We start from the raw sequence: 18,955 nt of genomic DNA, 5'->3' as shown, positions 1-18,955 counted from the left end.
CGTCTGCGACGATCTGGTCGGACAAGGGGCAGCTCCGGATCCGGGAAAAGGGGACGCAACCTTTCCTTAAAAGGTCACGCCATACATGTCACGAAAGGATCGCATTTCAAGGGGTCGTGCCGACTGCCTGTTGCAGCGATGCAAGGGCTCACTGGGCAGGCGCGGCACAACTGCTGACAAGGTTCTCGTATTGCGCGGTGATCCAGCCCAGGGCGGCCTGGGGGTTTTGCTCTTCGATACGTGAGGAGAACTGGTCAAACACCACCGCTGAGCGGCTTTCGTCCACCATGGTGAAGGTCTGCCCGGTGATCACGACGTCATAGACGAAAAAGGCGATTGCGATCAAAAGCACGCCGCGTGCCACCCCGAAAAGAAAGCCCAACCCCTGATCGAGCCCGCCCAGCACGCTGCGTTGCACGAGCGAGGAAAAAAGCGGCGTGAAAAAGCTGACCACGATCAGCGCCACGGCAAAGACCGCGGCAAAGGCGGCGATCACGCCAAGCTCGCAACTGTCGGCGATGAACTCTCCCACGACAGGGATTTCCTTGACCAGCGGCTCGACTTGCGGGGCAAAGATGAACCCCAGAATCGCCGCGACGATCCATCCGGCTATAGCCAGCGTTTCGCGCACCAGACCCCGGGAATAGGCCAGCAGCGCCGAAAGCACGATAATCACGGCCACGATGCCGTCGATGATGGTAAAGCCTTCCATGTCCCTCGCCTGTATGTGTGTTGTCAGCCCGCTCCGAACACGTCACCGACAAATTGCGTCAGATCGGAGGGGCGGGTCAGGGTAAGACCACCGCCCGACCCGATCTTGCCACCGGCGGGTGCGATGGCCCCTGAAAAACCAAGTTTTTGCGCCTCTTTCAACCTGTTTTCGGTTTGCGGCGCGGGGCGCAGCGCGCCAGAAAGGCTGATTTCCCCAAAAACAACCGTATCCGCGGGAAGTGCCGTATCTTCGCGCGCCGACAAAAGCGCCGCGGCCACGGCCAGATCGGCGGCGGGTTCGGTGATTTTCAGCCCTCCCGCGACATTGAGATAGACATCGAGCCCGGCAAACGGGATGCCGCAGCGCGCTTCAAGCACCGCCAGAATCATCGCCAGCCGTCCGCCATCCCAGCCCACGACCGTGCGGCGGGGTTGCGAATGCGGGGTCGGGGCCACGAGCGCCTGAAGCTCGACCAGCACCGGGCGCGTCCCCTCGATTCCGGCAAAAACGATAGAGCCGGGGCTGGGCTCGCCCCGTTCCGACAGAAAGAGAGCCGAGGGGTTGGTGACCTCTTCCAACCCGCGACCGGTCATCTCAAAGACGCCAATCTCGTCGGCGGGGCCGAAGCGGTTCTTGACGCTGCGCAGGATGCGAAACTGGTGTCCGCGCTCTCCTTCAAAGTAAAGCACGGTATCGACCATATGCTCAACCACGCGGGGGCCCGCGATCTGGCCATCCTTGGTGACATGGCCCACCAGGATCACGGATGTGCCGTGCCGTTTGGCAAAGGCGGTCAGCTCATGCGCACAGGCGCGGACCTGGGCGACCGACCCCGGCGCGCTTTCAACATTATCGGCCCACATGGTCTGGATCGAATCGACAATGGCAAGCTGCGGGCGTTCGGCCTCCAGCGTGGTGAGGATGTCGCGCAGATTGGTTTCGGCGGCCAGCTTGACGGGCGCGTCGGTAAGGCCCAGACGCCGGGCGCGCATGCGGACCTGGGCGGAGGCTTCCTCGCCCGAGATGTAGAGCGTCTTGAGACCTGCCCGGGCGAACTGCGCCGCGCCTTGCAGCAACAACGTGGATTTCCCGATACCGGGATCTCCGCCCACCAGCGTGGCCGAGGCCGCGACCAGACCGCCGCCCAGGACGCGGTCAAGCTCTCCCAGGCCCGAATGGGTGCGCGGTGGCGGCGCCTCGGACGTGGCAAGATCGGTAAGCTGTATCGTCTGACCGCGCTTGCCTCCCAACGTCTTGGACGGCGGGCCGGAGGAGAGGGGGCCCTGTTCTGCGATGGTGTTCCATTCGCCGCAATTCTCGCAGCGGCCCGACCATTTGGTGAAGGTGCTGGCACAGGCGGTGCAGGTAAAGGATTTGGTTTTAGCCATGCCTGCTTCTTGCCTCAGAGTGGGCGCGCCAACAAGGCCCAGACGTCAAGGCGCAGGACCGAAGTCATGTCAGGTGATCTCGCGCGTCACCCGCAAGGCGCGGGCCCGTTGCATGTCGATGCCCATCTTGAAGCGGCCGCGAGCTGCTACCGCACCGCCCGCCGGGCCAGAAGCGCGACGATGCGCCCGTCTTCGGCATAAAGGTCGGCCTCATCGTTCAGATCCGGCGGAGCGGGGCGTGGATGGTCCCCCGGATCGTCCCTGGCGATCCTCTCGGTGGCGGGCGCGGTTGGCTCCGGCTCGGCGATCAGCTCGGGCAGGATATCGGCCAGCTCAATGCGCAATTGTTCAAGCTGCGAGCGCGCGACACTTTCTTCCAGTTCGACCCGCCTATTCCAGCGGGTCAGCTCTTCGGCAACCGATTTGGCAAGGCGCACGCGGTCCTCGAACTCGGCGATATCCTCTTGCCGCTGGACCAGAAAATCGCGGGCGCGGGCGACGTTGTTTTGCGAATAGGTGCGAGCCAGCTCGCGGGAGATATGGCTCATCTGGGCCGCCAGCTCCATCACCTCGGGCTCAAGCGTGTCCAGATCGGGATGGGCGCGCAGAAAGGCGATGCGGTCACGGATCGAGTCGAACTCGGAGGACAGGGTGAACGCCCCCTCCCGGTCTTCCTGATGCGCAGCGGCATAGGCGCGCGCCACGTCGCGCATGGTCATGTGAAAGTTGCGGTGTGAGGTTTCCAGAGCCATCATGCGGGTGTGGCTGGGCAGGTAAAAGAGCAATGTCAGGGCCATAAAGGTCACCGCCAGTTGCACCGCGATCCCGGCCTCCTGGACCAAATAGGGACCAAAACGCAACTCAAGGCTGAGCCAGGGGGCAAGGCCCAACCCGCAAGCCAACACGTACCCCGCAAGCCCCAGTGCGGTCAGCGCGATGATAAAGACCGCCAGACGTTGCAACAAATAGACCACGACCGCCCAGGTCGCGCGCAGCGTATCATTCATTTTGTCCCCCAATGGTGCGAGATGATGCACCACCGCGAGAGTCTACGTTGGCCAACACCGCGTTTTCAAAGGAAAAAGCATACGGTTAGCGGAATGTGTCAGAAAGGTGGCAAATCATGGACATTATCTGGTTGTTGTTTCCAGATCTGCGTCAATCTCGCCGGCCCGCTCTGTCAGATGATGCAGAACCAGACCCGATAGAATGCACGCGGTGAACAGGTAAAGGCCCCAGGCGACCTCGATCCTGCCGACACCGATGCCTTTGGCGAGGGTGATGTAGAGCGCGATCAGGAAAATATCGGCCATGGCGAGCCTGCCCAGAACGTGCAGCGCAGGCATCAATCGCGGAGACAGCAGGTCCCATTGCACCAGCGCCAGACCGATTGTCTTGAGATAAGGAGCAAAGAGCGCAAAACCCGTCACGACAAGCGCCAGAAACACATCGGATTCCCAGAGAGATTGAAGCCCGGTGATCACCGAGATTTCTGACAACCCAAAGAGCGGCAGAAGGCCCGCGCGCATCAGCGGTGCGAACCACGCGACGGGGTAAAGAACCAGCAGGGAAAGGGTGAGGATGCGCAGGATCATAAGCACCCATTTTCTAACAGAAAATGTCCCAGAAAATACGTATTTTCTGGGCCCGGGGATTATCGGACGGCTTCAATGGGCCCCTCGGCGCGTCCGTGGATGAACTGATCGAGATACGGATCGCCCGAAACATCCATCTGTCCCACGGGTCCGGTCCATTGGATCACCCCGTCATGCAGCATTGCCACAGTATCCGCAATCGCCCGGACCGAGCTCATGTCATGAGTGATCGTCATCGCCGTCGCCCCCATCTCGGTCACAATCTCGCGGATCAGATCGTTGATCACGCCTGCCATGATCGGATCCAGCCCTGTGGTGGGTTCGTCAAAAAAGATGATCTGTGGTTCGGCGGCAATCGCGCGCGCCAATCCGACGCGTTTCTGCATGCCCCCCGAAAGCTCGGCCGGAAACCTGTCGGCCACATCCGGTTTCAGCCCCACCCGGCGCAGTTTCTCGATGGCGATCTCGCGCGCCTCGGCCTGCGGGCGCTTGAGCGACCCGCGCAGCAGACGAAACGCCACGTTCTGCCAGACCGGCAGGCTGTCAAAAAGCGCACCACCTTGAAAGAGCATCCCGAACCGGGCCAGAAACGCGTCGTGATCGCCCGCCCGAGAGTCCTTCCCATCCACCAGAATGCGCCCCTGATCCGGCGTGATCAGCCCCAGAACGCATTTCAGCGCCACTGATTTTCCAGTGCCGGACCCGCCGATGATCACCATCGAGGTGCCCTTGGTGATCTCAAGATCGACACCTCTGAGCACGCGATTGTCGCCAAAGGCCTTATGCACGCCTTCAAATCGGATCATACCGAGAAAAACACCCCTGTCAGAAGGAAGTTCGCCGCCAGGATCATGACGGCTGCCGCCTCAACCGATCCCTTGGTGGCACGTCCGACCCCTTGGGCGCCGCGGCCCGAGTTCATGCCATAGTAGCACCCCATCAACGCGGCAATCCCGCCAAAGACACAGCCTTTGATCAGGCTTGAGACGATGTCGCGGAACTCCAGAAAATCGACTGTGTTCTTGAGATAGGTCGCGGGGTTGAACCCAAGGTTTTGCGTCGCCACAGCATAGCCGCCGAAAATGCCGATGACATCGCCGATCCCCACCAGAATTGGAACCGTGATCAGTGCGGCCAGCACACGCGGGGCGGTGAGGTATTTCATCGGGTCGGTGGAGAGTGTCACCAGCGCGTCGATCTGCTCGGTGACTTTCATTGTCGCGATCTCGGCGGCGATGGATGAGGTGACGCGCGCCGCGATCATCAGCCCAACCAGAACCGGCCCAAGCTCGCGGACCATACCGATGGCGACGATCTGCGGCACCACCGCTTCGGCATTGAACCGCGCGCCGCCGGCATAGATCTGGAGCGCCAGAGCGCCGCCGGTGAAAAGCGCCGTCAGGCCCACCACCGGCAGCGACAGCCAGCCGATCTGCAACAGCGCCAGCGCAAATTCGCGCGGATAAAAGGGCGGGCGGACCATATGGCTGAATGTGGCAAAGGCAAAGATCGCCACCCGTCCCATCGCCGACAGAACATCCAACGTGGCCCGACCCAGCGCGCCCAGCGGCGACAGAACGATCATCCCAGCACCTTCCGTTTATAGCGCGCACCCAGAGAGGTCAGGATCTCGTATCCGATGGTGCCCGCCGCCAAGGCGAGGTCGTCGACTGTCTGATGTGCATTCAACAGGCTGAGCGTCTCGGGTGCGGTGTCGAGATCGGTCACATCGACGGTGATCAGATCCATCGAGACGCGACCGACAACGGCGCAGGGTTTTTCGCCCGCATAGACCAGCGCGCGCGGCCCCATGGCGCGGATCAGCCCATCGGCATAACCGGCTGAAACTGTGGCGATCTGGCTGGGGCGTTGGGCGATCCAGCTATTGCCATATCCGACGCTTTCACCCGCTTCGACGGTCCGGATCTGAATAACTGGCGCATCCAGCCGCACGACCGGTTCGGCCTCGGCGAAGGGCAGGCCGCCATAAAGGCCGATGCCTGGCCGGGTCAGCTCAAAGTGATACTCTGGCCCCAAAAGGATGCCGCCGGTCGCGGCCAGAGAGCGGGGCGCCTCCATCTCGGCGGTCATATCGCGAAACAGCCTGAGCTGATGCGCATTCATCGGATGATCCGGTTCATCCGCGCAGGCCAGGTGGGACATGATCAGAAACGGGTTCTGCTCAATCGCGATCTCGCGCAGGGCGGACCATTCGCCGGGCTCCATACCCAGACGGTTCATCCCGGTGTCCAGCTGCAAGCCAAAGCTGTGACCCGGCAATGCCTCTACATGGCGCAGCATCTGATCGACCGAATTCAGCATCGGCGTCAGCCGATGGGCGCGCAGGATGTCGGTATCGCCCTCCATATGGCCCGAAAAAACGCAGATCTGCGGCTCGGGCCCCAGCGCCCCGCGTATGGCGGCGCCTTCTTCGGCCATGGCCACGAAAAACACCCGCGCGCCCGACCGGGCCAGCGTGCGCGCCACCGGACCCGCGCCCAACCCATAGCCATCGGCCTTGACCACCGCAGCCGTTTCGCACCGGGTCAATGCATCCAGCGCCCGCCAATTGGCGGCGATGGCCGAATGGTTGATGGAAAGTCGCGCCGTACCCATGGCCCGGTTCATGCGGTCGATGCACGGCAAGGTCAAGCGAAAGCGACCCAGGTCAGGGCAGGTCGAAATAGCGGCGGTTGCGTTCCCACAATTTTTCGCCGACCAGACAATCATAGGGCGGCAAACTGCGCATCTGGACCCGGAGCGGGCGGGCGGGCAGCCCTGCGATTTCCAAGACCAGCTTGCGTTTGACGGCGTCGGCGAATTGCGACCAATCCTCGACCGGGATCACAAAGGCGCCCGGACCGCCGATCACACAACGACGATAGTATTCGTCAAGATCCGGCAGGTCCCAGATGCGGCTCATCTGGTCGCGCGTCATCAGCGGCAGGCCGTTGATGACGATCCCTTGCTCCAGCACGTGGTCGCGGGCGCGAAGGACCGGGCGGCCCTGGTTGTTGGGCCCGTCACCCGAAATATCAATGACACGTCGCAAGCCGTTGAAATCATTGCTCTGGATGCTTTGGGCCGCATAGAGGAGCGCGCCTGAGATCGAGGTTCTGCTCATCCCGTCGCTGAGTTCCGACTGAATCCGGTCGGCAACGGTCTGGGCGTCTTGTGCCGTTTCGATCAGGGTCCAGGGCACGACCACGCGCTGGGCGTATTCCCCGGCCCATTCGACATAGGTGACTGCGATGCGCTGCAAGAGCCCTTGTTGAATGGCCGCGAACACCGCGCCGTCGGCCAGGGCGGTCGCATAGCCGCGCCGCTGGATATCGATCTCTGCCGGGGTCATGGAGCGGGAGAGATCGACCGCCAGAAACAGTTCGACATCGACCTCGACCGGCTCATCGGCCAGGGTCAGTGTGGGAAAAAAGAGCAGGAGCATGAGCCAGCGCATGTTCCGAACTCTCGCCCGGCAGGACCGGGCCTGTCCACTCACTTTGCGGTCAGACTGGGGGCGCTGCCCCCAGACCCCCGGGAATACTTATGGCCAGAAGAAGCCCGGGGCGGTCTCTCGGCCGACGGGATTTTGCGGCTCGCGGGTCAGTAATCGCCCGCTGCGCCGTCCTGTTGCCAGGGTTTGACCAGGTTGCCAAAACGGGTAAAGCGCCCTTCGAAGCTCAGCTCGACCGTGCCGATCGGGCCGTGGCGCTGTTTGCCGATCACCACTTCCGCCTTGCCGTGCAGACGTTCCATGCGCTCCTGCCAGGCGGCCATTTCCTCCAGGCGGTCATCGGAGGGTTTTTCACGCTCGGCGTAGTATTCCTCGCGGAAGACGAACATCACCACGTCGGCGTCCTGTTCGATGGAGCCTGATTCGCGCAGATCGCTGAGTTGCGGCCGTTTGTCCTCGCGGCTTTCGACCTGACGGCTGAGCTGCGACAACGCCACAACGGGGATATCCAGCTCTTTGGCGATGGCTTTGAGGCCCTGGGTTATTTCCGAAACCTCGTTGACGCGGCTGTCCTTGGCCGTGGCGGGGCGGACCAGTTGGAGGTAATCCACGATCAGCACATCGAGCCCATGGGTCCGCTTGAGGCGCCGGGCGCGCGCGGCCAGCTGGCTTATCGGCAGGGCGGGGGTGTCGTCGATATAGAGCGGGCAGGCCTCGAGCGCCTTGGCGGCCTCGACAAAGCGGCGAAACTCGGCTTCGGTCATGTCGCCGCGACGGATCTGTTCGGATGGCACTTCGGATGCTTCTGACAGAATCCGCGCGGCGAGCTGCTCGGCGCTCATCTCCAGTGAATAAAACCCCACGACGCCGCCATCCACAGCGCCTTCGGTGCCGTCCGGGGTCAGGCCGCGCTTGTAGGTCTTGGCGATGTTAAAGGCGATATTGGTGGCCAGCGAGGTCTTGCCCATGGATGGGCGCCCGGCCAGAATCAGCAGGTCCGAGCGGTGCAATCCGCCCAGCTTCTTGTCCATATCCGTCAGACCCGTGGAGATGCCCGCAAGGCCGCCTTCGCGCTGATAGGCGGCGTTTGCGACATTGACCGCGTCTGTTACGGCTTTGAGAAAGCTCTGAAAACCGCGTTCGGACTGGCCTTGCTCGCTGAGCTTGTAGAGCTTTTGCTCGGCCTCGACGATCTGCTCGCGGGGTTCGGAGGCGACATCGACCTTGGCGGCCTTGTCGGCGATCTCGCGGCCCAGGCCGATCAACTCGCGCCGGATCGCGAAATCATAGATCATCTGGGCATAGTCGCGCACTGCAAACGCGCTGATCGCGGCGCCTGCCAGACGGGCCAGATAGGCTGGCCCGCCCAGTTCTTTGAGCCCCTCGTCATCCTCAAGAAAGGCCTTGAGCGTGACCGGCGAGGCCAGCGCATTCTTGGCGATGCGGCTGGCGGCGATCTCGTAGATGCGGGCATGTACGGGATCGTAGAAATGCTGCGGACCGATGATCGCGGCGATACGGTCATAAACGTCGTTATTGGTGAGGATCGCGCCCAGCAGCTGCTGTTCGGCCTCGATCGAATGCGGCTGCGTCAGGGCATCGCCCTCGGCCTGCATGCGTACCGCATCAATGCTTGAAATCTCGTTCATGTCGTCCCCACGCCTACCGGGGCTGGCATAGCGCGTGCCCGGGATTTTGTGCAAATTGTATGTTTCTGTGGATAGGTTGTGGGTCGATCCCCAAACCCCATCATACAGATCACATCCGACGCTGTTCTACCAGATACAGTGTCAGCGGCGGGATCTTCTGTCAAATATGCGTGACGGGATCTGCCTGGTCTTGCCCCTGGTTCAGGCGTTTTTCCGCGCGTCCTGCCAGGCCCGGGGGGCGTTCAGAAAGGCTTCGACTTCCGTCAGGGTTGCAGCAGTGAAGCTGCCTGATTCTTTGGCTTCCGCGAGCACATCCCACCAGGTGCAGAGCGCATGAAGGGTCACGCCATGGTCGCCGAGGGTTTTTTCGGTTTCTGGGAAAATGCCATAAGAAAAGATCACCGCCGTATGGGCGCAGCGGGCGCCCGTGTCACGGATCGCGTCGACGAAGGACAGTTTCGAGCCGCCATCGGTTGTCAGATCCTCGACCAGCAACACGCGCTGGCCTTCGGTCATCACCCCTTCGATACGCGCATTGCGGCCGTATCCTTTGGGTTTTTTGCGCACATAGGTCATTGGCAGAGCCATGCGTTCGGACACCATCGCGGCGAAGGGGATACCGGCGGTCTCGCCGCCCGCGATATTGTCGAAGGCCTCAAAGCCCGCGTTGCGCATCACGGTGACGGTCAGAAAATCCATCAGCGTGGCGCGGATGCGCGGAAAGGAGATCAGCTTGCGGCAATCGATGTAGGTGGGCGAGGGCAGGCCGGAGGCCAGGATGAAGGGATCGTCGCCATTCAGATGCACCGCCTCGATTTCCAGAAGCATGCGCGCGGTGAGGCGGGCGATTTCATCGGCGGGCGGGTAGGAGGACGGGATCATCGCGGGTCTTTCGTGGCAAGCGGCGGAGTGCCGTATTTAAGAAGAGAAGAAGATCAGGTCACGCGCCAATGAAGCGGCATCATCGGGTCGAAGATCGTGACGGGGCCCTCGCCGGTGTCGAGTTTGGCGGGGTAGACGACCGGATCGCCTTTGGTGAGGGTGATGGTGTCTTCGTTTACGGGCAGATGATAGAAGCGGGGTCCGTGGAGCGAAACAAAGCCTTCGAACCGGTCGAGCGCGCCGTCCTGCTCGAAGACTTCGGCCAGGATCGACAGGGTGTTGGTGGCGGTGAAACATCCCGCGCAGCCGCAGGCCTGTTCCTTGAGCGGATCCACATGGGGCGCGCTGTCGGTGCCCAGGAAGAACGTAGGCTCACCGGAGGTTGCAGCGGCGCGCAGGGCGAGGCGGTGTTCCTCGCGTTTGGCCACGGGCAGGCAGTAGTAATGCGGCTTGATCCCGCCCACCAGGATATCGTTGCGGTTGATCACCAGGTGATGGGTGGTGATCGTCGCGCCCAGATCCTCCCCGCCCGAACGCGCATAGTCGACCGCGTCGCTGGTGGTGACATGTTCCATGACCACGCGCAGGCCGGGGGTGGCGCGGCGGATCGGGTCCAGCACGCGGTCGATGAACACGGCCTCGCGATCGAAGATGTCGATATCGGCATCGGTGACCTCGCCATGCACACAGAGCGGCAGGCCGATCTCGGCCATCCGTTCCAGCACCGGACGGACGCGCTCGAAATCGCGCACACCAGAGGCGGAGTTGGTGGTGGCGCCCGCCGGATAGAGCTTGACGGCTGTGATCAGCCCGCTGGCATGGGCGGCGGCCATGTCATCGGGATCGGTGTCTTCGGTCAGATACAGCGTCATCAACGGCTCGAAACGCATGTCATCTGGCAGCGCGGCGCGGATCCGGTCGCGATAGGCGGCTGCCTGGGCGCCGGTTACCACGGGAGGGACCAGGTTGGGCATGATGATCGCACGGGCGAAATGGCGGGCGGTTTCGGGCAGGACACCCTTGAGCATCGCACCATCGCGCAGATGCAGGTGCCAATCGTCGGGGCGGCGCAGGGTCAGTGTATCAGACATGATCCCCCGCTAGCACAGCCATGCGGGGTGGGAAAGATGCCGTGTGTGCGGCGTCAGTTCGCCTTTGCGCGTTCCAGTTGCACCAGCCTGCGCCCGAACTTCGGAGCATGCATGCGCGAAGTGACATTGCGGCACAGCGCCATGGACAGCGTCTCGCGCTCGTCCCGGTCCAGCCGCGCCAGGACATTGCGCAGATAGGGCGGATAATCCCGGCGTGCGCGATACATCCGGTAAAACGCCCTTTCGGAAAACTTGCCCTGGCCCGCCTGGACAATCATCCGATAAACGATGTGCATGTCGATGAGGCTGGTTTGCAGCGCTCCGCCCATCATCGGCAGACGCAGGCGGGTGACATTCGCGCGCTCGAACAGCGCGGAATGCATCGCATCGAGATCTTCGCGCGGGTCATAAAGGATATAGGCCTGTTCGGCCGCTTCGAGCATCTGGGGCGCGTAGCCATAGCGATCCGTAAACGATGTGCGCCGCATTTCGGGAAAGCGTTCGTCCCATTCGGTCATGCGCGGATCGAGCGTCGCCTGAGGCTGGATCGCGATCACCGTCGCACCGGGGGCCGCCACCGAATAGGCGGCTGCGGCGTAGCCGCAGGGACCCGCGCCGTAAAACACGATCTTTTCAAAACCCTCGAAAAAGCCATCATCGATCAGCCGGTCGAAAAAGCCATAGATCAGCGGGTCGCGAAACCAGGTATCCCCATCCGAGATCACCGCCAGATGGGACCATCCCAATGCGCCGATCATATCAAAGCCCAAAGGCTGTGCATCCTCCGACAAGGTGCGAATGCCGTCGACTGTCTCAAACGTGACCAAAAGGGTGTTCTTGTCTTCGATGAAGGTCGCGAAATGCTTGTCGCCCAATGGCTGGAACATGCCGCACTCTTCCGCGAGCTTGGCCAGTTCGGCCTTCCACGCCTGTTTGTCGAGGCCTGCCAGGGATTTTTCCAGGCTGCGGGGCGTGTCCTGCATCTTACTTGATCCTCAATGCGCCAGCCATCTGCGGGCTGTTCCGATAGCAATCTAAGCTATTTTCGCAATACGGCAAAATTGAGAAAAATTCGGGCCAGTTTGATGCGGCCCTGGGTTCTGTCGGCGGGTTCAGCCCTTGGCGGTGCGGCCGCGATTGGCATAACCGATCAGCGTGCGGGCCGTGGCCGCCGAGATCGGGCGCGAGGGCGGTGTCATCAAGAGCCGGGCAAAAAGCGCGCGGAATGGCTCCTCAAGCAAAAGCGCTTCGAATCGTTCCTTGCGCCAGTTGACCGCCTGTTCATGCAGCGCGTGCAGCGTTGCATCGGCCATCAGCCCTTCCAGATGCGGGCGGCTTTGATCCGCCAATGCATGAATGGTTGTATCGGTTTCGGTGTTGAAGTTCCGCTCAACCCAGTAATCGACATCCAGCATGTGATCGGAATGTACCGCGCGCCCGCGATCGGCCTTGACGACAAAGCTTTCCATCGCGCCGATGGCGTAATGATTGAGCTGTACCAACGCGTGATTGGAGCGCCCGTAATTGGAGAAGATGCGGCGTTTGCGAAACTGATCGCCTAACTCGCGCCCCTCACCATCGAACCAGCGGGCCTGGTCGATGCGGTCGGGATCGGGGTCGCGCGGGCGGTGGACACCCAGTTTGCGATAGGTCCCGTCATTGCGATAGAGCGTCTTGAACATGGCCGAGCGCCAGGGCCAGGGCATATCCAGCGGCGCGGCCCGGGTAAATGTCTCTGTCACCGGTCTGTCGGCAAAACGCACCTGGTCGCCATTGCCAAAAAGCCGCCAGGTCAGCGGGATCGCCGTGGCCTCGGGCAGTGCCTGAAACAGTGCGTCCAGCGTGCGGTCGCCGACATGGATATTGACGAACTCATCCACATCGAGGGGCAGGATCCAGTCCGCCCGCTTTACCACGTCCAGCTTTTCGGCGGTCTTGAGCGCGGTGAACTGAATGCCGCGTTTGTCATAGGGCCCGTCATTGCGGATATGCGTCAGCCAACCCAATTCGGCCAGACGATCCAGCATGGTATCGGTGCCGTCCTGGCAATCATTGCTAAAGACCAGGAAATCGGTGAACCCCGTCGCGCGGTGATGCGAAAGCCACTCCAGCACGAAGGCGCCTTCATTGCGGACGGTCAGAACGGCCAGCCTGCTCATGTCACGTGCCAGGCCCGGCGGAAACAGACCACTTTGTTGGTGGAAAAGCGCGGGTAATAGGCCATCCCCGCATCCATGAAGGCCCGAAAGACGCGGTTGATCCCGTCGGGCCCGATCCATTGCGGATGCAGTTCCAGAATGGCCGCGCGCAGACCGTCCAAGGGCAGGGCGGGCATCAGATGGGCCTCGGCCCCTTCGATGTCGCAGATCAGCACGGTGGGTTTGATGCGCTTGAACTCATGTCGGGCGTTGCGCATCTCGACCCTTGTGACCTCCAGCGCTGGTTTGTTGGGCACCGCGCTCATGGAAGAGGCCAGCGGGTTCTTGCGGATATAGAAATCGACCACACCCTTGCGCGCTCCCAGAATGGCGTTGTTGACTTCGACATGGGGGCAGTCATTGGCCTCGTGCACGGCGCGGATGTAAGGGATCAGCCGGGGATTGGCCTCGAATGTGTGGACGGCGCGCGCCTTGCCTTTGGTCGCCGCCAGGGTCGAGATAAAGCCGATGCCGCCGCCCAGTTCCAGAACGGTGTCCTCGGGCTTGATGTTTTTGCTGACGATTTCTGCCTCCTTGGCTTCGTAATCGCCATTGCGCAGCCCGTGCCGGATTGCACCGCCAATGATGTCATGGACCTTGGGAAACCTCATGCCGCGGCAATGCAGATACTCCATATCCGTCAGATCGATCCAGGCCGTGCCATCCACCGCTCAGCTCTCCATATCCAGCGCCAGAGCATAGGCGACACGCTCGGTCTCGTTCAGCTCGACCCTCAGGGCCTGGGTATAGAGATCCCGAAATTCCGGGATGGCGCGCAATTCGGCGGCCTTGGCCTGATGCCAGGCAAAGCCCTGTCGATGCAGCGTCCGCAACCGTGCATCCTGCATCAGGCGGTCATATTCGGCCCGCACCCGTGGGACGTTCCGCTTGATCGTGATGTCGCGGACATCCGACCAATCCATGCGGATCCAGTAGTTCAGTCCGATCGATCGGTCCACATGCAGCGCACGGCCCCGTTGCCGTTTGATCAGGAAACTCTCAGCCGAGCGCAGCGCGTAATGATTGAGCTGCAAAAGGTCATAGCCAATGGATTTCTTGGAGTTGCGCCAGCCGTTCTTGATCGCCTCGCGGGTCATGTCCTGACCCGAGCCGTTGACCCATTTAACCCGACCCGCCTGCGCCTCGACCAGCTTGTTTGGCCGGTGGCACGACAGCTTTGCATAGGCGCCGATGTTCTTGAACATCGTTTTGAACCCCCAGACCGTATGCGGCTTGGGGCAGAATTTCGGTGCGCAGGCCTCGAACTGGTCGATCACCAGATCGTCGCGCAGCCGGGTGACGCCGTTATGTCCAAACAGACGCCAGGTCATCGCGACATTGGTGGCATCCGGGACCTTCGCAAAGAAATCCTCCAGCGTGCCGTTACCGGTGCGTATATTGATAAACTCGTCCACGTCGATGTGGATCAGCCAGTCGGCGTTTTGGATCACCGGTTCGGCCAGCGCCTGGTTGAGCGCGTATTGCTGGGGGGAGTTGCCTTTCCACACATCGTTGTTGCGATGCTGGATCACCCCCAGCTGATCGAGACGTTCAAGCAGCTCTTCGGTCCCGTCCGAGCAGTCGTTGGTATAGATCAGGAAATTGTCCACGCCGACCGCGCGGTGATAGGCGATCCATTCCAGGATATAGGGCGCCTCGTTCTTCATGCAGCCGACAATCACATTGCCGCTGGATCCCGTGGCCAGCGGCCGACGCGGGGCAGGCGTAAAAGCGGCGGCAAGGTCCTCTTCATTGACGGCCCCCATGCGGTTGTGCGGCCGGTAGGGAGAGGTGACCAGGGTGCGGAACTTCTGGACTGCCAGTGGCGGCATGATCGCTTTGGCTTTGTCCGATAGATCGTTGTCTTTGCGCCCGTTTTCGGCATCGCCCTTGGGTTGCCCGACCTGATCCAACGCGGCGCCGCGCGTGCCACGCTCCTGCTTTGTTGCCTTGTTGATCCGCCACATGAAACCCAACAGATATTGAGAGGCCCGAAAGCCATACATCGGATCCGCCTCGACCCAGGGCCCTGTCGCGGGCGGGGCCGTGAGCGCGCGCGGCGGCAGGCTCTGCTCGGCGATCAGATCGGCAAGATCGCCTTTGAACCGTTCCGACACGGCGCCAAGTGTTGCGGGATCCTCGGGGTCTCCCGGCACGAACAGATCTTGGAGGAAACTGCGCCACAAGGGCCGCGGCAGGATGCGTTTGCGGCTCTCAAGCAGTTTCAGCAAAAGCGCGTTCATCTGCCGCGCGCGGGCCAGCCATGCGGCCGAGGGCAAGGTGGCGGCGGCCTCCGGTTGCGCTTTGCCGATCTGCGCCTCAATGCCAAAGCTGTGCCGGATTTCTTCGGTCACGTCCGCATCCGCGAACCGCTCCGGGTCATAGGCGCGGAATGCCAGGCTCCCGGCCCCGAACACCCCCTCCCAAAATCCCCGAAGGCGCTGATAATCCAGCCAAAAGGGAGGGGCTTGCGTTTCGATGAACACCCCAGCTTGGGGATCGATCGCGTTACAAAAGGCCAAGGCGCCCTCCCACCAGTCGGCGGCATCCGTCAGGGCCAACTCAGCGCTGAGCGAGCGGGCGCGCCCCTCCATCACCTGCGCCGCATAGACCCGCGACAACAGGCGTGCAGGCTCGTCAATATGCGCAACCAACCGGATATCGTCCGACAATGGGGTCAGCAGGGCCCGCAGCCGCTCCAATTCGGACCTCCGATGAAGCGATGCGCCCAGTTGGTGCGCCGACAGAAGCAACAGATCAGGGCGCGCGCGCGCCACCTCACGCGCCAGATCATCCGCCAGTGTTTCGCGCAGATCGGTCTGAGCGTCGGGCGCGATCACTCCGCGATTGAACCGCAAGGGGTCTATGTGATCGGGGTCGGTGACGGCCATGTAAAGCCGGGTGTGATTCGTGGCACCTGCCACGCGCGGAAAAAGAACGCCTTTTCTTTCAAGAGCTTCGCGCTTGTCAGCCAGTACCTTTTGCAGCCGGTCCGCCCCGACCTCGGCAGGGCCGATATGGATCACGATGCGCATTACAGCCTCTCCCCCTCTTTGGTGAGGGGATTGGTGTTGATGCGTCCCCACCAGGGCAGTCCGGTGCCCAGAAAATCCGTCAACCGGGCGCGTGCATCGGGAGCCGAGACGTCGAGCTCCAGAAACCGGTCGCTGCCCTCGAAGAGCGCGCGCAAATGGGCATAATGCCCCTCGATCCACTGGGTCTGGGCCTTGGTTGTGTCGCCGAACCCGGCGGGCAGGCCTGGAATTTCGGCCTGCTGCAACCGCTCCCCCAGGTTGGACCAGGCCAGCATGGATTGCGACATCTCGAATGGATCGCGCCGCGTGGCCACGAACCGCAGTTCTGGATGAAGACGCCGGAGCGCGTCGATGATCGCAAAATCCGTCTGCGGCCAAAGCGAGCGGCCCGCGCGCAGCACGCGCCTCTCCGAGACGGTGTCGAGCCCGTCCAGAAAGGCCGCTGGATCTCCCAGATCGAAGAGGCCGTGATACATCAATTCCCCGACATAAAACTCTGTTTTTTCTATGCAACCCACACATGGAGTAATCCTGTGATCGGCACAGGGCAGGGATCCCCGTCGCAGGGCGCGTGCCAGCGTGGTGGTGCCCGATTTGGGCAGGCCCAGGTTGACCACCTTCAGGCTCATGGAGCCAGACCCAGCAACTGCAACAACGCTTCCTCCTGCGGCGGCAGTTTCGGGGCGGCGATCAATTGGTCGCGCATCTTGCGATAGGCGGGCGCGCGCAGTAGCGCGTCGCGGCGCGCCCGGTGCAGTGCGACGGCCTCGTCATGCAGCGCACCGACCCCCGGCAGCGCCTTGAGCGCTTCGATCTCGCGTTTGAGATCCGGCAGATAGCGCTGGATCGACAGATCCTCCCAGGCCGGATCGTTTCGCTCGCGCCAATAGGTGTCGTCAAAGACCCGGTTTTCACGGTTCACATCGCCCCGATCGGTCTTAATCAGATAACTGTCGACAGAGCGCAGCGCATAGTGGTTGAGCGTCGCGAAGTCCCGCGCGCCACGTGCTGGAAACCGGCGGATGCGGCGCGGGTTGGCGGCCACCAGGAACCGGTGCGGCACATCGCGGCCCGACCCGTCGGTCCAGCGCGGCCGCTTGCGCGGAGCCAGGTTCTTGCGGAAAAACGGACGGTGCGCGCCGTAATACTGAAGTGGAAAGTCGTTCCGGATCAGGGATTTGACCTCAATCGCCGTCTCGCCACACCACAGATCGGGATTGTGGCAATGCCTGAATTGCGCGATCACGGGCGCGTCCTCGAACGCGACGACACCGTCATTGGCAAAGAATTGAAAGGTGACCGAGATCGCCTGCGGATCGCCGCATGCCTCGATCAGCGCCGCAATGGTATGATCGCCCACATGGATGTTGAGAAACTCATCGACATCCGCGATCCAGACCCAATCGGCCTCCAGGACCACGGATTGGTTTGCCGCGTCCTTCAGCGCCTCCATCTGGTAGTTGCGCCCCTGGGCGGGATTGGGCAGGTGGGTCAGCCAGCCGGTCCGCGCCAGCGCATCCAGCAACCGATCGGTCGCGTCGCTGCAATCGTTTGAGTAGACGAGAAAATCCGTGACGCCCAAAAGGCGGTTGAACGCGATCCATTCCAACAGGAACGGGCCTTCGTTCTTTACACATGTGACGGTCGTTATGCGCACCTGAACGCCTTGCCCGTGCCGGAATATCCGGTCATCTGATCGCCTGCTCTGATCGCGCCATTTATCGACGGATACCGTTATTTTCTTAAGGGATTGATGACATTTCTGGTCTGTGGCGTCAATCCGGCGCAGGGCGCGGCCCGATCGCGCCAGATGACAGGCCGCTTGACCTTGGCGGGTGCGCGTGGCCTCTTGGCCGGGCAGGGAGGATCCGAATGACCCAAGCCACATCCATCGAGGCCGTGCAGACGATGCTCGGCAACCAAGGCTATGTCTGCGGGCGGGCGCTGGCCACGGTGGTGTTTCTGTCCCTGCGGCTGGGGCGGCCTTTGTTTCTCGAGGGCGAAGCCGGGGTCGGCAAGACCGAGATCGCCAAGGCGTTGTCGGCGTCGCTGGGCCGCCGCCTGATCCGGCTGCAATGCTACGAAGGGCTCGATGCTTCCAGCGCGGTTTACGAGTGGAACTTTCCGGCCCAAATGGTCGCCATCCGCACCGCGGAGGCGGCCGGAGGCGCGGATCGTGATGCGCTGAAAACCGAGCTGTTCGGCCCCGAATACCTGATCGAACGCCCGCTCTTGCAGGCGATGCGCCCGGATGAAAACGGCGCGCCCGTGCTTTTGATCGATGAGCTGGACCGCACGGATGAGCCGTTCGAGGCCTTCTTGCTCGAAGCGCTCAGCGATTTTCAGGTCACCATCCCCGAGCTGGGCACCATCGCCGCGCCCGAGCCGCCGATTGTGATCGTGACGTCCAACCGCACGCGCGAAGTGCATGACGCGCTCAAGCGACGCTGCCTCTATCATTGGGTGGACTATCCAGATTTCGACCGCGAAATCGCCATCCTTGAGGCCCGCGCGCCCGAGGCGTCCGCTGCGCTCAGTCGCGAGGTCGTGGCCTTCGTGCAAAAACTCAGAACCGAGGATCTTTTCAAAAAACCCGGCGTGGCCGAGACCATAGACTGGGCCAAATGCCTGCTTGCGCTGGATGTGATCAATCTCAGCCCCGAGGTGATCTCGGATACATTGGGCGCGATCCTGAAGTACCAGGACGATATCGCGAAACTGCAAGGCTCCGAGGCCAAACGCCTTCTGGATGAGGCCAAAGCGTCCCTCGACGCGGTCTGAGCCCGGTGATGACCAGCCTCTTCTTCTCTTTTCAAATACCGGCGGGGGGGGGGGGGGTGGGCCCCACCCCGGCGGGGGGGCGAGAACCCCACCCCCTCCCCCCACCCCCCCCGCCCCGCCGCACACCCCACCACCAGCACCCTCTCCCGCCCACGGGGCGCAAGGCGGGG

18 protein-coding genes are annotated in these 18,955 nt (G+C 62.2%); 1 reads left to right on the top strand and 17 read right to left on the bottom strand.

The genetic code is table 11. The features are described 5' to 3' along the window. Positions 1-148: 148 nt before the first annotated feature. The 17 genes from HEP69_RS17710 to HEP69_RS17630 form a co-directional block, all read right to left on the bottom strand. Complete coding sequence (locus HEP69_RS17710) at positions 149-712, bottom strand: CvpA family protein (protein WP_290559822.1); 564 nt, start codon at positions 710-712, stop codon at positions 149-151. 23 nt (positions 713-735) lie between these two features. Further along, positions 736-2,100 carry a DNA repair protein RadA gene (gene radA, locus HEP69_RS17705; protein WP_290559821.1) on the bottom strand — a complete coding sequence of 455 codons (1,365 nt, stop codon included), beginning with the start codon at positions 2,098-2,100 and terminating at the stop codon, positions 736-738. Between the two features lie 146 nt (positions 2,101-2,246). After that, positions 2,247-3,107 carry a DNA repair protein gene (locus HEP69_RS17700; protein WP_290559820.1) on the bottom strand — a complete coding sequence of 287 codons (861 nt, stop codon included), beginning with the start codon at positions 3,105-3,107 and terminating at the stop codon, positions 2,247-2,249. 123 nt (positions 3,108-3,230) lie between these two features. Next, a complete protein-coding gene (locus HEP69_RS17695; protein WP_290559819.1) occupies positions 3,231-3,695 on the bottom strand; it encodes a paraquat-inducible protein A in 465 nt (154 codons plus the stop codon). A gap of 59 nt (positions 3,696-3,754) precedes the next feature. After that, positions 3,755-4,501 (bottom strand): ATP-binding cassette domain-containing protein, encoded by a 747-nt coding sequence (locus HEP69_RS17690; protein ID WP_290559818.1) that lies wholly within the window; start codon positions 4,499-4,501, stop codon positions 3,755-3,757. Then, positions 4,498-5,280: an ABC transporter permease gene (locus HEP69_RS17685; protein ID WP_290559817.1), complete on the bottom strand. Its 783-nt coding sequence runs from the start codon at positions 5,278-5,280 to the stop codon at positions 4,498-4,500. Before HEP69_RS17685 ends, HEP69_RS17690 begins: the two co-directional genes overlap by 4 nt. Continuing rightward, positions 5,277-6,311 carry an alanine racemase gene (alr, locus tag HEP69_RS17680; RefSeq protein ID WP_290559816.1) on the bottom strand — a complete coding sequence of 345 codons (1,035 nt, stop codon included), beginning with the start codon at positions 6,309-6,311 and terminating at the stop codon, positions 5,277-5,279. The genes HEP69_RS17685 and alr overlap by 4 nt, the downstream gene beginning before the upstream one ends. 52 nt (positions 6,312-6,363) lie before the next feature. After that, positions 6,364-7,152 carry a DUF1194 domain-containing protein gene (locus HEP69_RS17675; RefSeq protein WP_290559815.1) on the bottom strand — a complete coding sequence of 263 codons (789 nt, stop codon included), beginning with the start codon at positions 7,150-7,152 and terminating at the stop codon, positions 6,364-6,366. A gap of 146 nt (positions 7,153-7,298) precedes the next feature. Beyond that, positions 7,299-8,798 (bottom strand): replicative DNA helicase, encoded by a 1,500-nt coding sequence (locus tag HEP69_RS17670; RefSeq protein ID WP_290559814.1) that lies wholly within the window; start codon positions 8,796-8,798, stop codon positions 7,299-7,301. Between the two features lie 201 nt (positions 8,799-8,999). Then, entirely contained in the window at positions 9,000-9,680 is a 681-nt protein-coding gene (locus HEP69_RS17665; RefSeq protein ID WP_290559813.1) for an orotate phosphoribosyltransferase, read from the bottom strand. Between the two features lie 53 nt (positions 9,681-9,733). Further along, positions 9,734-10,771 carry a dihydroorotase gene (gene pyrC / locus HEP69_RS17660; protein ID WP_290559812.1) on the bottom strand — a complete coding sequence of 346 codons (1,038 nt, stop codon included), beginning with the start codon at positions 10,769-10,771 and terminating at the stop codon, positions 9,734-9,736. A gap of 53 nt (positions 10,772-10,824) precedes the next feature. After that, positions 10,825-11,754: a phosphoadenosine phosphosulfate reductase gene (locus HEP69_RS17655; protein WP_290559811.1), complete on the bottom strand. Its 930-nt coding sequence runs from the start codon at positions 11,752-11,754 to the stop codon at positions 10,825-10,827. A gap of 129 nt (positions 11,755-11,883) precedes the next feature. Then, positions 11,884-12,930, bottom strand: a complete 1,047-nt coding sequence (locus HEP69_RS17650; RefSeq protein WP_290559810.1) for a glycosyltransferase family 2 protein — start codon at positions 12,928-12,930, stop codon at positions 11,884-11,886. After that, positions 12,927-13,637 (bottom strand): FkbM family methyltransferase, encoded by a 711-nt coding sequence (locus tag HEP69_RS17645; RefSeq protein WP_290559809.1) that lies wholly within the window; start codon positions 13,635-13,637, stop codon positions 12,927-12,929. The genes HEP69_RS17650 and HEP69_RS17645 overlap by 4 nt, the downstream gene beginning before the upstream one ends. A gap of 3 nt (positions 13,638-13,640) precedes the next feature. Next, a complete protein-coding gene (locus HEP69_RS17640; protein ID WP_290559808.1) occupies positions 13,641-16,004 on the bottom strand; it encodes a glycosyltransferase family 2 protein in 2,364 nt (787 codons plus the stop codon). Beyond that, the gene (locus HEP69_RS17635) at positions 16,004-16,633 is read right to left on the bottom strand and encodes a hypothetical protein (RefSeq protein ID WP_290559807.1); all 630 of its coding nucleotides are present in this window, start codon (positions 16,631-16,633) and stop codon (positions 16,004-16,006) included. The genes HEP69_RS17640 and HEP69_RS17635 overlap by 1 nt, the downstream gene beginning before the upstream one ends. Continuing rightward, positions 16,630-17,661, bottom strand: coding sequence for a glycosyltransferase family 2 protein (locus HEP69_RS17630; protein WP_290559806.1), 1,032 nt, complete (start codon positions 17,659-17,661; stop codon positions 16,630-16,632). The genes HEP69_RS17635 and HEP69_RS17630 overlap by 4 nt, the downstream gene beginning before the upstream one ends. Before the next feature lie 215 nt (positions 17,662-17,876). Here HEP69_RS17630 and HEP69_RS17625 point away from each other — a divergent pair, with 215 nt between their 5' ends. Further along, positions 17,877-18,785 carry a MoxR family ATPase gene (locus HEP69_RS17625; RefSeq protein WP_290559805.1) on the top strand — a complete coding sequence of 303 codons (909 nt, stop codon included), beginning with the start codon at positions 17,877-17,879 and terminating at the stop codon, positions 18,783-18,785. Positions 18,786-18,955 lie beyond the last annotated feature (170 nt).

This window comes from Aestuariivita sp. (assembly GCF_021404545.1).
GTDB lineage: Bacteria > Pseudomonadota > Alphaproteobacteria > Rhodobacterales > Rhodobacteraceae > Aestuariivita.
The sequence above is the reverse complement of the archived record's forward strand: the minus strand, read 5'-3'. Positions and strand labels throughout refer to the sequence as shown.

Excerpts from the sequence above, each read along its gene's own strand:
- HEP69_RS17700 (WP_290559820.1), bottom strand. The coding sequence starts at position 3,107 with ATGAATGATACGCTGCGCGCGACCTGGGCGGTCGTGGTCTATTTGTTG.
- HEP69_RS17710 (WP_290559822.1), bottom strand. The coding sequence starts at position 712 with ATGGAAGGCTTTACCATCATCGACGGCATCGTGGCCGTGATTATCGTG.
- HEP69_RS17675 (WP_290559815.1), bottom strand. The coding sequence starts at position 7,152 with ATGCGCTGGCTCATGCTCCTGCTCTTTTTTCCCACACTGACCCTGGCC.
- alr (WP_290559816.1), bottom strand. The coding sequence starts at position 6,311 with ATGGGTACGGCGCGACTTTCCATCAACCATTCGGCCATCGCCGCCAAT.
- HEP69_RS17690 (WP_290559818.1), bottom strand. The coding sequence starts at position 4,501 with ATGATCCGATTTGAAGGCGTGCATAAGGCCTTTGGCGACAATCGCGTG.
- HEP69_RS17640 (WP_290559808.1), bottom strand. The coding sequence starts at position 16,004 with ATGCGCATCGTGATCCATATCGGCCCTGCCGAGGTCGGGGCGGACCGG.
- radA (WP_290559821.1), bottom strand. The coding sequence starts at position 2,100 with ATGGCTAAAACCAAATCCTTTACCTGCACCGCCTGTGCCAGCACCTTC.
- HEP69_RS17635 (WP_290559807.1), bottom strand. The coding sequence starts at position 16,633 with ATGAGCCTGAAGGTGGTCAACCTGGGCCTGCCCAAATCGGGCACCACC.
- HEP69_RS17695 (WP_290559819.1), bottom strand. The coding sequence starts at position 3,695 with ATGATCCTGCGCATCCTCACCCTTTCCCTGCTGGTTCTTTACCCCGTC.
- HEP69_RS17685 (WP_290559817.1), bottom strand. The coding sequence starts at position 5,280 with ATGATCGTTCTGTCGCCGCTGGGCGCGCTGGGTCGGGCCACGTTGGAT.
- HEP69_RS17625 (WP_290559805.1), top strand. The coding sequence starts at position 17,877 with ATGACCCAAGCCACATCCATCGAGGCCGTGCAGACGATGCTCGGCAAC.
- pyrC (WP_290559812.1), bottom strand. The coding sequence starts at position 10,771 with ATGTCTGATACACTGACCCTGCGCCGCCCCGACGATTGGCACCTGCAT.
- HEP69_RS17655 (WP_290559811.1), bottom strand. The coding sequence starts at position 11,754 with ATGCAGGACACGCCCCGCAGCCTGGAAAAATCCCTGGCAGGCCTCGAC.
- HEP69_RS17650 (WP_290559810.1), bottom strand. The coding sequence starts at position 12,930 with ATGAGCAGGCTGGCCGTTCTGACCGTCCGCAATGAAGGCGCCTTCGTG.
- HEP69_RS17670 (WP_290559814.1), bottom strand. The coding sequence starts at position 8,798 with ATGAACGAGATTTCAAGCATTGATGCGGTACGCATGCAGGCCGAGGGC.
- HEP69_RS17665 (WP_290559813.1), bottom strand. The coding sequence starts at position 9,680 with ATGATCCCGTCCTCCTACCCGCCCGCCGATGAAATCGCCCGCCTCACC.